This is a genomic window from Bacteroides sp. 224, assembly GCF_010500995.1.
Lineage (GTDB): Bacteria > Bacteroidota > Bacteroidia > Bacteroidales > Bacteroidaceae > Bacteroides.
In genome coordinates, this window is record NZ_QVMK01000043.1 from 1 (window position 1) to 15,688 (window position 15,688).

Genomic DNA, 15,688 nt, shown 5'->3' on the forward strand with positions numbered 1-15,688 from the left:
GTGTTTATTTGTTAACTGATTGATTGTCAACCATAAAGATAATAAATAAAACGGAGATTACCCATTCTTTTTAAACTTTTCTTATCCCGAACTCAGGTTCTCAGTATTTAACACAAAGGAATGGAAGCCGATTGCCTGGAGTAAAGTTAAACAAGAACGGGCGATATTTGAGAATATGCAAGTCGGAATAATCTATTTACCAGTTTACTATATAGAAAGTGACCAAGTGTCGTCGCGCTTTCCTTTTTTATTAGGATTTGATGGAAAAAAGACTTTTTTTGAACCGGACTTAAACAACCGGATATCAATGCGTTTTGTTCGCAAATATCCTATATCAACGACTAAATTAAATTGGAATAAATTTTCCAAAGACTATCGTTTTGAAGCATCCCAATTTCCTGATTTCAGAGATATAGACATCATCTATTCTTCGACTAAAGTTAATCCGACTTTAGGATATACCACAATAAATATTCCAGATAAAAATAAAAAATACAGATACTGGAGAATTATTAGTGATAGCCGGATTGCTGCTATAGGAGAGATTGAATTTTTCAATAAGGAGGGAAATAAACTCACAGGAAATTTGATTAAAGGAAATGGTGAAAATGAAAGTATTAAAAATGCGTTTGATAATGATGTTCTGACATTTGCCAAAGGAGAAGTATGGTATGGATTGGATTTGGGAGATTCAGTGGAAATTGACCGGATGAGATATATCCCAAGAACCGATGCCAACAATATTTTCCCGGGACATACCTATGAACTTCTCTACTACGATAATGGCTGGGTTTCGGTTGAAGTCCAAGAAGCAACCAATGAGTGTATTCATTTTCATAATGTGCCTTCAAATGCAGTATATTGGCTAAGAAATCTAACTGAAGGAGTTGAAGAACGGGTCTTTATTTATCGCAGAGAAAATATTATCTGGTATTAATAAACTGACTTTCAAACAATGGACATTCTTCTAATAAAAAGTATAGCATAGGGAAAATGACATGATTTATCAGATGTTTTGTTTTGATTTGTTTCATTAGGTTTCAGCATATTAGTATTTTATGTAGTTGGAGGTACAACGTTAAAACCACTCTAAACAATTAATTTTGTAATATAGAGATTGCAATATTGAAAAAAATAAGCCCTATCTTTGCGCCCGAAATTTAAGTGGTCATGAAATTCTTTTTCAAATATAGCATTCTGGTATTCTTACTTATCTGCCTCCATGTGGAGGCAGCAGAAACATGGAACATGCACGTAAACGAGCACTCTACCACTTGCGAACAACAGTTCATAGCCTACCAGGCACAAACCACCCGGCAAGCTATCAATAACTTCTATAACCACTGTCCGAACATGTCCTGCGACCTTGCTCATAATACATCGCAAGATGTTCCGAGTGCTAAATATGTTCTACGTGCAACCAACACATTTGGAAAGTCGAACTCGGAGCAAGATTCATTTAGAAAAAAACGCTCTGGCATATCCATTATTTACTCCTCAGATCCAAACTCTTATTATGTATTCGGACTGAGGAAAATAGTCGTTTAGCCTTTTCTCCCTAAACATTTTAGGCATTATTACATTAGTAGTTTATACAACTCTACATAAGAAATTGTATAGCTCTTTGTTTTTGCTAATAATATCATAAACAGTCATACTCAAATTATGAACTTTACACTTCTGGTCGTCTCTCTCCTGACGGCTATTACACTTGTTGCAGCGGCTATTATTATAGCCAAACTTATTTCTCCCCGCTCCTACAATCCACAAAAGATGGAGGCATACGAGTGCGGTATACCTACCAGAGGTAAAAGCTGGATGCAATTTCGCGTGGGTTATTACCTGTTTGCCATCTTATTTTTGATGTTCGATGTGGAAACCGTATTCCTCTTTCCGTGGGCAGTAATTGCCGGAGAGCTGGGAACTGCCGGCCTCATCAGTATTGCATTTTTCTTCATCATTCTTATTCTGGGCTTGGCTTATGCCTGGAGGAAAGGAGCATTGGAATGGAAGTAAAGAAACCCAAAATAAAATCAATTCCATATAAGGAATTCAAAGACAATGAATCATTGGAAGCAATGGTTCGCGAACTTAATGCAGGTGGAACAAACGTATTTGTGGGCGTTCTTGATGACGTCATCAACTGGGGACGCAGCAATTCGCTTTGGCCACTCACATTTGCAACAAGCTGTTGCGGTATCGAGTTCATGTCGTTGGGTGCCGCTCGTTATGATATGGCCAGGTTTGGGTTCGAAGTAGCCCGTGCCAGTCCGCGCCAGGCAGATATGATTATGGTTTGCGGTACCATTACCCATAAAATGGCGCCGGTATTAAAACGTCTTTATGATCAGATGGCAGACCCCAAATATGTGGTGGCAGTAGGCGGTTGCGCAGTGAGTGGCGGTCCGTTTAAAAAGTCTTATCATGTGGTAAATGGAGTCGACGAAATTCTCCCCGTAGATGTGTACATTCCCGGGTGTCCTCCCCGACCGGAAGCATTTTTATATGGCATGATGCAATTACAAAGGAAAGTAAAAGCAGAGAAATTCTTTGGAGGCGTAAACAGAAAACAGAAAAAGCATGAGTGATATTATCGAGATAATGCCCGAAGAGCTACACGAAAGAATGTGGGAGCTACGCAAAGATAAACAAATGGACTTCCTCGAAAGTCTCACCGGAATGGATTGGGGAGATTCTTTGGGAGTAATTTATCATTTGGAATCATCCGTAACCGGAGAAAGAATGGTTGTAAAAACATCTACCACAGATAGAGAAAGCCCCGAACTTCCCTCTGTTTGTGATATCTGGAAAGCAGCGGAACTGAATGAACGGGAAGTATATGATTTCTTTGGTATTCTATTTATTAACCATCCCGACCTTCGCAGATTATATCTTCGTAATGACTGGGTGGGCTATCCATTTCGGAAAGATGACAATCCGTTGGATGAGCGCAACCCACTGAGAATGTCTAATGAAATAACGCTGGATACTACTCAGGAATTAGAATTAAATCCTGACGGTACCATCAAAGACATAGAAAATGTAATCTTCGACGACCGCGAATACGTTGTAAACATTGGGCCTCAACACCCTGCAACTCATGGTGTACTTCGCTTCCGGGTATCTTTGGAAGGAGAAAACATCAAAAAGTTGGATGTAAACTGTGGATACATACACCGGGGAATTGAAAAGATGAGTGAGTCTCTCACCTACCCTCAGATCCTTGCTCTGACCGATCGTTTGGACTACTTAGGAGCTCACCAAAACCGCCATGCTTTATGTATGTGCATTGAAAAGGCAATGGGCGTTGAAGTTTCAGAACGTGTTCAATACATCCGTACTATTATGGACGAGTTGCAGCGTATTGACTCTCACCTCTTATTTTACTCTGCTTTATGTATGGACTTAGGAGGATTAACTGCTTTCTTCTACGGATTCCGTGACAGGGAGAAAATACTGGATATTTTTGAGGAAACCTGTGGTGGAAGACTTATCATGAACTACAATACCATTGGTGGGGTTCAGGCCGATATTCATCCGGATTTCGTTCGCCGTGTTAAAGAATTCATTCCTTACATGCGTGGCATCATTCATGAATATCATGATATTTTCACCGGTAACATCATTGCTCAACAACGTATGAAAGGCGTGGGAGCCCTTACACGCGAAGATGCCATCAGCTTTGGAGCTACCGGCGGAACAGGACGCGCATCCGGATGGGCTTGCGATGTAAGAAAGCGTATTCCTTATGCCATGTATGACAAAGTAGATTTTAAAGAAATTATATATACAGAAGGAGATTGCTTTGCCCGATACATGGTGCGTATGGACGAAATTATGGAGTCCATGAACATCATCGAACAACTGATTGACAATATACCCGAAGGGAATTATCAGGAAAAGATGAAACCCATTATACGAGTACCGGAAGGCAATTATTATACAGCCGTAGAAGGTAGTCGCGGAGAATTCGGCGTATATCTGGAAAGCAGAGGAGAAAAAACTCCTTATCGCTTAAAATTCAGAAGCACCGGTTTGCCGTTGGTATCAACCGTAGGCACCATCGCTTTAGGAGGGAAAATTGCCGACCTGATCGCTATTGGAGGTACATTGGATTATGTAGTACCCGACATTGATAGATGAGGCGATTTACAGTCAAATTGTAAATAACAGAGTAATTTAAATCGTAAATAGTAAATATTTAAATCGTAAATATAAAGATGTTCGATTTTAGTGTAGTAACAAGTTGGATACACAATATGCTCACTTCAGTGATGCCCGAAGGATGGGCTACACTCATTGAATGTGTGCTTGTTGGGCTGTGCATCATTTTAATGTATGCCATCTTAGCCATCATTCTTATCTATATGGAGCGCAAAGTCTGTGCTTCCTTCCAATGCCGCTTAGGGCCGATGCGTGTAGGTAAATGGGGAATCTTCCAAGTATTTGCCGACGTTATCAAAATGCTGATCAAGGAAATTATTTCATTAAAGCATTCTGATAAGTTCCTGTATGAGCTGGCTCCTTTTATGGTAATCATTGCCTCAATATTGGCATTCTCCTGTATACCTATAAGTAAAGGACTGGAGGTGATTGACTTTAATGTAGGTATATTCTTCCTGTTGGCTGCCTCTTCCATCGGAGTAGTGGGAATTCTACTGGCCGGTTGGGGTAGTAATAATAAGTTCTCCTTAATTGGAGCCATGAGAAGTGGTGCTCAGATTATCAGCTATGAACTGTCTGCCGGATTATCAATTCTTACCATGGTTGTTTTTATGGGAACCATGCAGCTTTCTGAAATAGTAGAGGGGCAGTCTGCCGGATGGTATATATTCAGGGCACACATCCCTGCGGTTATCGCCTTTATCATTTATCTGATTGCGGGTAATGCGGAGACAAACCGTGGGCCTTTCGACTTGCCCGAAGCGGAAAGTGAACTTACTGCGGGATATCACACCGAATATTCAGGTATGCACTTCGGCTTCTTTTATCTGGCTGAGTACCTGAACTTGTTTATTATCGCGGCTGTAGCTGCTACCATTTTTCTGGGTGGCTGGATGCCTCTGCATATCTCCGGGTTAGATGGCTTCAATGCCATCATGGATTATATCCCCGGATTTATCTGGTTCTTTGGGAAAGCATTCTTTGTAGTATTTCTATTAATGTGGGTAAAGTGGACTTTCCCTCGTTTACGCATTGACCAGATCTTAAAGCTGGAATGGAAATATCTGGTACCCATTAGTATGGTGAATTTAGTAATTATGGTATTAATTGTAGTCTTCGGATTACACTTCTAACGGCAAGGTGCCGCTGCCAAGCTTCCATGCGGATTAAAAGAAAAATGAAGAAGAGAAAAATGGAAAATAAAGATATAAAGTCGGAAACCTCGCAACAGCACGTTGCCTCAGGCTATTTCGGTGGATTAATTCATGGAATCGGTTCCCTGCTTACGGGAATGAAAACCACCATGACTGTTTTCTTCCGTGCCAAGACTACTGAACAATACCCTGAAAATCGTAAAACATTGGTTTTGCCCGAACGCTTTCGCGGCACATTAACCATGCCTCACAATGAGCAAAATGAACATCGTTGCGTTGCATGCGGTTTATGCCAGTTGTCTTGCCCCAATGATACCATTGAAATAATCAGTGAGATGATTGAAACGGAAGAAGGCAAGAAAAAGAAAATACTCAAAACATATCATTATGATTTGGGAGCATGTATGTTTTGCCAGCTATGTGTGAATGCCTGTCCGCACGATGCCATCACGTTCGATCAACAATTTGAGCATGCGGTATTCAACCGGAAAAAGCTATTAATGACATTGAATCATGAAGGAAGTAAAGTAATTGAAAAGAAATAAGATATGGGAGAGACTCTTGAAATAATTGTGTTTCTGATACTGTCTGTATTCATTGCAGTATTCTCAATAATGACAGTTACTACCAAACGTATAGTACGATCGGCTACTTATCTGCTATTTGTACTATTTGCTACTGCCGGGTTCTACTTTTTGCTGGGATATACCTTTCTCGGCTCTGTACAAATCATGGTATATGCCGGAGGTATTGTAGTGCTTTATGTATTCTCCATCCTGTTAACTTCGGGAGAGAACGACTACGCAGAAAAGTTGAAACGAAGCAAATTCCTGGCCGGACTGGGAGCTTCCGTTGCCGGAGCAGCCATTGTATTGTTCATTGTATTAAAACATCAGTTTATAACTACCAAGAACATAGTACCTGTAGAAATTGATATGAAAACCATCGGGCATACCTTGCTCAGTGGCGATAAATACGGTTATGTAATACCTTTTGAAGCAGTAAGTATCCTATTACTGGCTTGTATAGTAGGCGGATTACTCATTGCCCGTAAACGATAAACAAACGATTATGATACAAATAGAATATTTTCTGATAGTTTCGGCCATTATGTTTTTCGCAGGCGTTTACGGCTTCTTTACTCGTCGTAATACATTGGCCATCTTAATTTCCGTTGAGTTGATACTGAATGCAACCGATATAAACTTTGCCGTATTTAACCGTTTTCTATTTCCGGATGGTTTGGAAGGACATTTCTTTGCTTTGTTTTCTATTGCAATTTCGGCAGCAGAAACAGCAGTTGCCATCGCTATAATGATTAATATATACCGGAATATTCGTAGTATACAAGTAAGACATCTGGAAGATTTAAAACACTAAAGACGTATGGAATTTACAATATTGATATTACTCTTTCCGCTTCTCTCATTCCTGGTTCTTGGATTGGGAGGAAAATGGATAAAGCCTGCCATTGCAGGATTGATAGGAAGTATCAGCTTAGGTTTAGTTACTATATTAAGCTACATCACTGCCTGGCAATATTTTACCATGCCTCGTTTGGCAGATGGTACATTTACTAAACTGATGCCTTACAATGAAGTCTGGTTAAAATTCACTGATACCTTGCATTTCGATTTAGGAATCTTGCTTGATCCTATCTCGGTAATGATGCTGATTGTTATTTCCACTGTATCCTTCATGGTACATATCTACTCATTGGGATATATGAAAGGTGAACGTGGTTTTCAGCGTTATTATGCTTATTTGAGTCTTTTCACTATGTCGATGTTAGGGCTGGTGGTAGCAACCAATATTTTCCAGATGTATTTGTTTTGGGAATTAGTAGGGGTTAGCTCTTATTTGCTTATTGGTTTTTATTATACGAAACCTGCTGCGGTAGCGGCTTCCAAGAAAGCTTTTATTGTGACCCGTTTTGCAGACTTAGGCTTCCTGATAGGTATCCTGATTTATGGTTATTACCTGGGCACATTCAGTTTCTCGACCGAAGCCATGACTTTAACAGGAAGTGCCATCGCAATGCTACCTTTATCTCTGGGATTAATGTTTATAGGAGGTGCGGGTAAAAGTGCCATGTTCCCATTACATATATGGTTGCCCGATGCTATGGAAGGCCCTACTCCGGTCAGTGCACTTATCCATGCAGCTACCATGGTGGTTGCGGGTGTATATTTGGTTGCCCGTTTATTCCCATTGTTTATAGACTATGCCCCCAATATACTTGAGATTATAGGGTGGGTAGGTGCATTCACTGCCTTTTTTGCAGCAACCATTGCTTGTGTGCAGACCGACATTAAACGAGTTCTGGCCTTTTCTACTATCTCGCAGATAGGGTTTATGATGGTTTCGCTGGGAGTATGTACAAGTAACGATCCGCACTCAGGAGGATTAGGATACATGGCTTCTATGTTCCATCTATTTACACATGCCATGTTCAAGGCACTGTTATTTTTAGGTGCAGGAAGCATCATTCATGCCGTTCATAGCAATGAAATGAGTGATATGGGTAGCCTCCGCAAATACATGCCATTTACACATTATACTTTCCTGATTGCTTGTTTGGCTATTGCAGGTATTCCTATCTTCTCGGGATTCTTCTCTAAAGATGAAATTCTGGTAGCCTGTTTCTCTTACAGTCCGGTAATGGGTTGGGTAATGACAGGGATTGCGGCTATGACTGCTTTCTATATGTTCCGTTTATATTATAATATTTTCTGGGGCAAAGAGAATAAAGAGGCTTACGCGAAACATACGCCGCATGAGAGTCCTTTAACAATGACACTTCCTCTTGTATTCCTGGCGTTGGTTACTTGTGTAGCCGGATTTATTCCATTCGGAGAGTTTATAAGCAGTAACGGCCAGGCGTATTCTATTCATTTAGATAAACAAGTAGCGATTACAAGTGTAGCTATAGCCGTTCTTGCTATTGGGTTGGCAACCTGGATGTATATTCGTCCTACCCAACCTGTAGCCGATATGTTAGAGAAACGCTTCTCCGGCTTACACAGAGCAGCTTTCAGAAGATTCTATATAGATGAGATTTACCAATTCATTACACATAAAATCATATTCGGATGTATCTCCCGCCCTATTGCCTGGTTCGACCGCCATGTGATAGATGGATTCTTCAATTTCCTTGCCTGGGGCACACAAGGTGTTAGTCAAGGTATAAAAGGGTTCCAAAGCGGAAGAATACAGCAGTATGCTATTGTATTTTTATGTGGTGCGTTGGCATTGGTGATATTATTATTAGTAGTTAGAATTTAGTAGTCAGTAGATAGAAAATATGAACTTCTTATCCTTATTTATATTCATTCCGTTATTGATGCTCGTTGCACTCTGGGTATCAAAAGGCATCAATGCCATTCGTGGAGTAATGGTAGCCGGAAGCAGTGCCCTGATGATCTTAGCCATTGCACTAACTGTTCTTTATTTAGGAGAACGCTCATCCGAAAATACAGCCGAGATGCTGTTCACTGCTAAAATGCTATGGTATGCTCCTCTAAACATCTATTACTCTGTAGGTGTAGACGGGATCTCGGTTGCCATGTTATTATTATCTGCCATCATTGTGTTTACAGGCACATTCGCCTCCTGGCAAATGAAAGAGCAACCCAAAGAATATTTCTTGTGGTACACATTATTAAGTATCGGGGTATTTGGCTTTTTTATCAGTGTTGATCTGTTTACCATGTTTATGTTCTACGAAATAGCACTTATACCCATGTACTTGTTAATTGGTGTTTGGGGAAGCGGACGAAAAGAATACGCAGCCATGAAACTTACCCTCATGTTAATGGGAGGCTCTGCTTTCCTATTGATAGGCATACTGGGTATATATTATGGAAGTGGTGCTACTACTATGAACATTTTGGAAATTGCTCAGTTGCATACGATGTCTTTCAGCCAGCAATGTATTTGGTTCCCGTTGATCTTTATCGGTTTTGGTGTATTGGGCGCTTTATTTCCATTCCACACATGGAGTCCCGATGGTCATGCTTCTGCTCCAACAGCCGTATCCATGCTCCATGCCGGTGTATTGATGAAGTTGGGAGGCTACGGTTGTTTCCGTATTGCCATTTATCTGATGCCCGAAGCAGCCAATGAATTAAGTTGGATTTTCTTAATACTTACCGGAATCAGTGTTGTATACGGTGCATTTAGTGCATGTGTACAAACAGATTTGAAATATATCAATGCCTATTCTTCTGTAAGTCACTGTGGTTTGGTTCTTTTTGCCATCTTGATGCTGAATCAAACAGCAACTACCGGAGCAGTACTCCAGATGCTAAGTCACGGACTTATGACGGCTCTTTTCTTTGCCCTCATCGGTATGATTTACGGACGTACCCATACACGGGATATCCGGGAGCTGAGTGGCCTAATGAAAATTATGCCTTTCCTGAGCGTTTGTTATGTGATAGCGGGATTAGCGAATCTGGGATTACCCGGATTAAGCGGATTCGTTGCAGAGATGACTATTTTTGTAGGCTCTTTCCAACACACAGACGTGTTTCACCGCACACTCACTATCATTGCTACCACTTCTATCGTAATCACTGCCGTATATATTCTTCGCTTAGTAGGAAAGATTTTATACGGTACCCCTACCAATCAGGAACACCTGAAACTAACAGATGCCACTTGGGACGAACGCTTTACAGTGATCTGTCTGATTGCCTGTGTAGCCGGATTAGGGTTAGCCCCTCTTTGGATCAGTAATATGATTAGTGAAAGCGTATTACCCATGGTTTCTCATTTTATTAAATAACATGAGTAACTTCAATCGTAAATAGTAAATCGTTAAATCGTAAATACAGAATATCTCCATGGATTATTCACAGTTTCTTATAATGAAAGAAGAGCTATCGCTGATAGTTGTTATCTTTATTCTTTTTGTGGCCGACTTATTTATGAGCCCAGATGCCCATAAGAAAGATGGTAAAGCCAAACTTAACACCATATTTCCGGTTTTACTGATGGCTGTACACACAGCCATAAACTTTGTTCCCGGCGAGGCTGCCGAGGCTTTCGGTGGTATGTATCATTACATTCCCATGATGAGCATATTAAAGAATATATTAAATGTAGGAACGCTCGTTGTCTTTTTAATGGCACATCGCTGGCTGGCTCGCGAAGATACTAAGTTCAAACAAGGAGAGTTTTATATACTCACTCTATGTACCTTGTTAGGAATGTACCTGATGACCTCCGCCGGTCATTTCCTATTATTCTTTATCGGACTTGAAACCGCTTCCATTCCTTTAGCTGCTATGGTAGCTTTCAATAAATATCGTCATCATTCGGCCGAAGCCGGTGCTAAATATATACTAATGGCCTTGTTTTCCAGTGGTATATTATTATATGGACTTTCCTTCCTTTACGGCACTACCGGAACACTTTATTTTGATGATATTGCTGCCCAACTGACGGGAAGTTCTCTGCAGGTTCTGGCATTGGTTCTTTTCTTTGCCGGAATGGCTTTCAAATTATCCCTTGTTCCATTCCACCTGTGGACTGCGGATGTATACGAAGGTTCGCCAACAGTTGTGACGAGTTATCTAAGCACCATTTCCAAAGGAGCTGCTGCCTTTTCTCTGTTGATTATCTTGTTTAAGGTATTTGCTCCTATGATTGAACAATGGCAAACCATTCTTTTTTGGATTACTATTATTACCATTACTTTAGGAAACCTGTTTGCAATTCGTCAGCAAAACCTGAAACGCTTCATGGCATTCTCTTCTGTTTCGCAAGCAGGGTATGTTATGCTGGGTATTATTGGTGGAAACGTTATGGGTACATCCGCACTTATTTACTATATCCTTGTTTATGCAGCAGCCACTCTGGCAGTATTCTTAGTGATTGCCGTTATCGAGGAAGAAAGCGGTAAAGTAAACCTGAATGATTACAACGGCTTGTACCGAACCAATCCGAAATTATCTTTCCTGATGACTCTTTCGCTATTCTCATTGGCAGGGATTCCTCCTTTTGCGGGATTCTTCAGTAAGTTTTTCATTTTTATGGCTGCATTCGAAGCCGGATTTCATTTGCTTGTATTCATCGCTTTGGTAAATACGGTAATTTCTCTTTATTATTACTTGCTGATTGTTAAGGCAATGTATATCAATAAGAGTGAAACTCCGGTTTTATCTTTCAGAAGCGATAATTATAGTCGGGCAGGGTTGGCCATCTGTATGATAGGAGTTATACTACTTGGGCTGGCAGGGTTTGTATTTCAGGCAATAGATAACTATAGCTTTGGGATATAACAAACTGATTATCAAAGATTTAAAAACACAATTCAAGAGTACACCTAATGGTTGCAAAGGTATATACCTAATGGTCGCTTAAGTGTACACCTAATGGTTGCAAAAGTATATACTTAAGCACCCTTTAGGTATACACCTAAATACCCTAAAGGTATACACTTAAGCACCCTGAAGGTGCACATTTAAGTGCCCTATAGTAATATACCCTTAGATGATTAAAGTATATGCTTTTGCAAATCTGTTTTTTAAGAATATATTCCCTAAAGGTTCGCCTTTAGGAAATATGTCAATAAGAACTTCCAGTTTTCCTGTACAATAATACGTCCTCTTTCTTCTGTTAATCCTTCACTATTATAGCAGGCATCCGGAAGCATGCCTTGATCTTGCAGATAACATGTTATTCTTGCCGGAATGAATCCTGGTTTAACAAAGAAATTTATGGCTTCTCTATCTGCTACTTCCTGATCATAAAAAGGATTATCAACATCTTTAATACATGCTATTCCCTTATTAAATACTGCAAATCCTATTTCGGGATCAGCCGCCATATAAAAAGGACCAATGGCGTCTTCAGAAAGATATATTCCCCAGCGATCTTCCTCTTCCAGATTTTCCTCCAGGAACTTCATAACATCAGCACGCGTTTCAAAGTAAACGATCCGCTTCCCATTTGTAATTTTCAGAAAGAGTTCATATTTTCTTATACACTCAGCTGTTTCTCTTTGAATAATATCTTCTGTAAGCAAATCATCTTCCGAGTAATCGCCTAAAATGCTGAAATCATAACTTCCCAACAAATTCCATTCATTATTATAAAAAGCTAAAAAAGTATCAATAACAGTAAATCCGGGAGCAAGTTGGGGCAAATAAGTAAATGAACTTTTGGCTATACGTAGTTTTTCTTTCGAACCTTGATCTATTACATATACAAACTCATTATCTTCGTCTATAACCAAATAGTAAGAATAACCCCGATTTTTAACTTTAACAAATGCTTCATAATTAGGGTGATCTTCTTTAAAAATCAGACTGAGCCATACAGGAGAGTCTATGGCAAGCAGATTATTCTTATTCAAAAAGCTTTGTTCTACTCGCAAGCCTTCGCTTTCATCCGGTTCATCATCAATATCAAAACCGAAAATGTCATCATCTAATTTTTCTGCAAGTACCTCTTGGTTGAAAGTATTCAAATAGCAGGAATAATGAAACCAGTCCAACAAAGTTTTATATTCTTCGAAGGTATCATATTTTGTTTCGTTAGAAAAAAGCTGCTGCATCTTCTCATTTTCCGGAGCATGCTCGTACTCTCCATCCAGATAATTATAAATTTCGGCTGCGGCAGCCACAATCAAATCATCTTCAGGGTTCACTAAATTCTCTGCATTTATTTGTTGAAGATGATACCATATAATAAACCTGACATCCTCTACGTTTATCTCGTCATCAAAATAATTATTTCCATTTACGTTAAATGGCAAAAATTTTCCATCTCTCTTATTACATTCGGCGGTAAAAGAGCGCCAAATACCTGTTTGAGAAATAACATCTTCAAACCAAGCTGCTAAACAACAGCTTAAACGAATTAAATTATCTGAAGACAAATTATAATTGGTATCCAGTTGCGGATGGATTAACAAAGTATCATAAATCACATTGGCTACTTTGGTATAATAGGTGTCTACAGATCCGATGACTTTATACGGATGGTATTTAAGCCACTCAATTGGGTAAATTTTAGTTTTCTTCATTGTAATATAGGCTTTAGCTACTTAATGCTTCTTATTATAAAAAAATGAACGGAGAACAAATTTACAATAATTCATCTCACATTCGAACGATTTTCAAAGAAAATTCAACTAAAATAAAGGAAATATAGAATAATCCCTCTGGAAAAGATAGAAACAAATAAAAAACATTCAGTAAACTTGTAAAATGAAATTGATTGGATTATTTGGGTTATATCTATGTTTGTTACTACTCAATAAAAAAACCACTCAATAATTAAATTGAATGGTTTTCGTTTTTATGATCACTTGTTTGCGGAAGCTGGGGGATTCGAACCCCCGGAACAGTTACCCGTTCGGCAGTTTAGCAAACTGCTGGTTTCAGCCACTCACCCAAACTTCCTTTGAGTACACTCACTCTCGAATGCGGATGCAAATATAGAGCGAACTTTTGAACTACGCAAATCTTTAAAGAAGATTTTTTCAATAAACATATATACTTATACGTCCTTTACAACTAAACTGAACACAGAGATGCAAAGACACAGAGTTTTATCTTTGCGCCTTTGTGCCTCTATGCTCTATAATTATTTTTATTCGACTCGCTTCTAAACGGATTTTATCATGTACATTTGCATCCTAAATTTTGATTCACTAACCAATCTCTTAATATGGAGTGGCTAAATAGTTTATTTATAGAGCATTCGGCGCTACAGGCAATCGTTGTATTATCTTTGATTTGCGGCGTTGGACTTGTTTTTGGGAAAATCCATGTGTTTGGAATCTCCCTTGGGGTAACTTTTGTTTTCTTTGCCGGCATCATTGTCGGGCATTTTGGCATAACGATAGACCCACAGATGCTGCATTTCGTCGAGAACTTCGGGTTAGTAATCTTTGTATATGCCCTTGGATTGCAGGTGGGGCCGGGTTTTTTTAGCTCTTTCCGCAAAGAAGGAGTTACGCTCAACAGCCTTGCCATTGCCGTGGTGTTAACGGGAACCATGCTTACTATAGCCGGCAGTTACCTTACCAACATCTCCCTGCCCGATATGGTAGGGCTTCTCTGCGGAGCCACCACCAACACTCCGGCTCTGGGAGCAGCACAGCAAACGCTTGTGCAAATGGGTGTAAGCGAGGGCAAACCGGCTTTGGCTTGTGCCGTGACCTATCCGTTGGGGGTGTTGGGAGTTATTCTGGCAGTCATCATAATCCGTAAATTCTTTGTGAGAAACAAGGATTTGATGATTAAGAAGAAAGACGAAATCAACAAGCCCTATATTGGAGCCTTTCAGGCACACAACCCGGCTATCTTTAATAAGAGCATAAAGGATGTTGCTTCATTCAGTCACTTCAAATTTATAATCTCGCGACTGTGGAGAGATGGTAAAGTATCTATTCCCACCTCCGATACCATTATTAAAGAAGGAGACAGGCTGCTTATCATCACCTCCGAAAAGCACGTAAAGAACCTGACCGTTTTACTTGGCGAACAAGAAGACATCGATTGGAATAAAGAAGATATAGACTGGAATGCCATAGACAGCCAGTTAGTATCTCGCCGCATTGTTATTACACGCCACGAACTAAATGGAAAGAAACTCGGAGCACTGCGTTTGCGCAACGCCTATGGAATCAACATCAGCCGGGTTTACCGCTCCGGAGTAGAGCTATTGGCTACTCCGGAACTAACGCTTCAGTTTGGAGACAGGCTAACCGTGGTTGGAGAAAAGGCCGCTATCGAGAACGTTGAGAAGGTGCTTGGCAATGTTGTCGTAAACTTAGAAGAGCCCAATCTGGTGGCTGTATTCATCGGTATGGTTCTGGGGTTGGCTATTGGTGCAATACCTTTGTCTTTTCCGGGCATTAGTGCTCCCGTGAAATTAGGTTTGGCAGGTGGACCTATTATAGTGGGTATACTTATTGGTACTTTCGGTCCACGTTTGCACATGATTACCTATACCACCCGAAGCGCCAATTTAATGCTTAGGGCTTTAGGGTTATCCATGTTTCTGGCGTGCCTCGGCCTAAGTACCGGGGGCGATTTCTTCGATACCGTATTCCGCCCGGAAGGGTTATTGTGGGTCAGCATCGGATTCGGTTTAACCATTATACCTATATTAATAGTAGGTATCATAGCTTTAAAAATCATGAAGATAGACTTTGGCAGTGTAGCAGGAATGATTTGTGGAAGCATGGCAAACCCTATGGCACTGAATTATGCCAATGAAACTATTCCCGGAGATAATCCATCAGTAGCCTACGCCACTGTTTATCCGCTAAGTATGTTCTTGCGAGTAATTATAGCACAGGTGGTACTGATGTTTTTGTTATAAAAGTAAAGCCTCTTCATCCCCCGAAA

Annotated in this window: 14 protein-coding genes and 1 tRNA gene; 13 read left to right on the top strand and 2 right to left on the bottom strand. The window is 40.1% G+C overall.

All coding sequences use genetic code 11. From position 1 onward, the window contains the following. Positions 1-175: 175 nt before the first annotated feature. From D0T60_RS16285 to D0T60_RS16340, 12 genes are all read left to right on the top strand, one after another. Positions 176-937, top strand: coding sequence for a hypothetical protein (locus tag D0T60_RS16285; RefSeq protein ID WP_163219193.1), 762 nt, complete (start codon positions 176-178; stop codon positions 935-937). Positions 938-1,170: 233 nt separating this feature from the next. Beyond that, entirely contained in the window at positions 1,171-1,548 is a 378-nt protein-coding gene (locus tag D0T60_RS16290) for a hypothetical protein (protein WP_163219194.1), read from the top strand. Positions 1,549-1,665: 117 nt separating this feature from the next. Beyond that, a complete protein-coding gene (locus D0T60_RS16295; RefSeq protein ID WP_163219195.1) occupies positions 1,666-2,016 on the top strand; it encodes an NADH-quinone oxidoreductase subunit A in 351 nt (116 codons plus the stop codon). Further along, positions 2,007-2,588 carry an NADH-quinone oxidoreductase subunit B gene (locus D0T60_RS16300; protein ID WP_163219196.1) on the top strand — a complete coding sequence of 194 codons (582 nt, stop codon included), beginning with the start codon at positions 2,007-2,009 and terminating at the stop codon, positions 2,586-2,588. The genes D0T60_RS16295 and D0T60_RS16300 overlap by 10 nt, the downstream gene beginning before the upstream one ends. Beyond that, positions 2,581-4,143 (top strand): NADH-quinone oxidoreductase subunit D, encoded by a 1,563-nt coding sequence (locus tag D0T60_RS16305; RefSeq protein ID WP_163219197.1) that lies wholly within the window; start codon positions 2,581-2,583, stop codon positions 4,141-4,143. Before D0T60_RS16300 ends, D0T60_RS16305 begins: the two co-directional genes overlap by 8 nt. 77 nt (positions 4,144-4,220) lie before the next feature. Beyond that, complete coding sequence (nuoH, locus tag D0T60_RS16310) at positions 4,221-5,297, top strand: NADH-quinone oxidoreductase subunit NuoH (protein ID WP_163219198.1); 1,077 nt, start codon at positions 4,221-4,223, stop codon at positions 5,295-5,297. Between the two features lie 59 nt (positions 5,298-5,356). After that, entirely contained in the window at positions 5,357-5,863 is a 507-nt protein-coding gene (locus D0T60_RS16315; RefSeq protein ID WP_163219214.1) for a 4Fe-4S binding protein, read from the top strand. A 3-nt stretch (positions 5,864-5,866) separates the two neighbouring features. Further along, on the top strand, positions 5,867-6,379 hold the full coding sequence (locus tag D0T60_RS16320; RefSeq protein WP_163219199.1) for an NADH-quinone oxidoreductase subunit J: 513 nt from the start codon (positions 5,867-5,869) through the stop codon (positions 6,377-6,379). Positions 6,380-6,389: 10 nt separating this feature from the next. Beyond that, the gene (gene nuoK, locus D0T60_RS16325) at positions 6,390-6,698 is read left to right on the top strand and encodes an NADH-quinone oxidoreductase subunit NuoK (RefSeq protein ID WP_163219200.1); all 309 of its coding nucleotides are present in this window, start codon (positions 6,390-6,392) and stop codon (positions 6,696-6,698) included. Between the two features lie 6 nt (positions 6,699-6,704). Then, the gene (gene nuoL / locus D0T60_RS16330) at positions 6,705-8,603 is read left to right on the top strand and encodes an NADH-quinone oxidoreductase subunit L (RefSeq protein ID WP_163219201.1); all 1,899 of its coding nucleotides are present in this window, start codon (positions 6,705-6,707) and stop codon (positions 8,601-8,603) included. A gap of 19 nt (positions 8,604-8,622) precedes the next feature. Further along, positions 8,623-10,107 (top strand): NuoM family protein, encoded by a 1,485-nt coding sequence (locus D0T60_RS16335; protein ID WP_163219202.1) that lies wholly within the window; start codon positions 8,623-8,625, stop codon positions 10,105-10,107. 58 nt (positions 10,108-10,165) lie between these two features. Further along, a complete protein-coding gene (locus tag D0T60_RS16340) occupies positions 10,166-11,605 on the top strand; it encodes an NADH-quinone oxidoreductase subunit N (RefSeq protein WP_163219203.1) in 1,440 nt (479 codons plus the stop codon). A gap of 260 nt (positions 11,606-11,865) precedes the next feature. Here the strand turns inward: D0T60_RS16340 and D0T60_RS16345 are convergent, their stop codons facing one another. After that, complete coding sequence (locus D0T60_RS16345; RefSeq protein ID WP_163219204.1) at positions 11,866-13,353, bottom strand: DUF3843 family protein; 1,488 nt, start codon at positions 13,351-13,353, stop codon at positions 11,866-11,868. Between the two features lie 292 nt (positions 13,354-13,645). Next, positions 13,646-13,732, bottom strand: a tRNA-Ser gene (locus D0T60_RS16350). A 268-nt stretch (positions 13,733-14,000) separates the two neighbouring features. Here D0T60_RS16350 and D0T60_RS16355 point away from each other — a divergent pair. Then, positions 14,001-15,662 carry a putative transporter gene (locus D0T60_RS16355; RefSeq protein WP_163219205.1) on the top strand — a complete coding sequence of 554 codons (1,662 nt, stop codon included), beginning with the start codon at positions 14,001-14,003 and terminating at the stop codon, positions 15,660-15,662. The last annotated feature ends 26 nt before the right edge of the window (positions 15,663-15,688 follow it).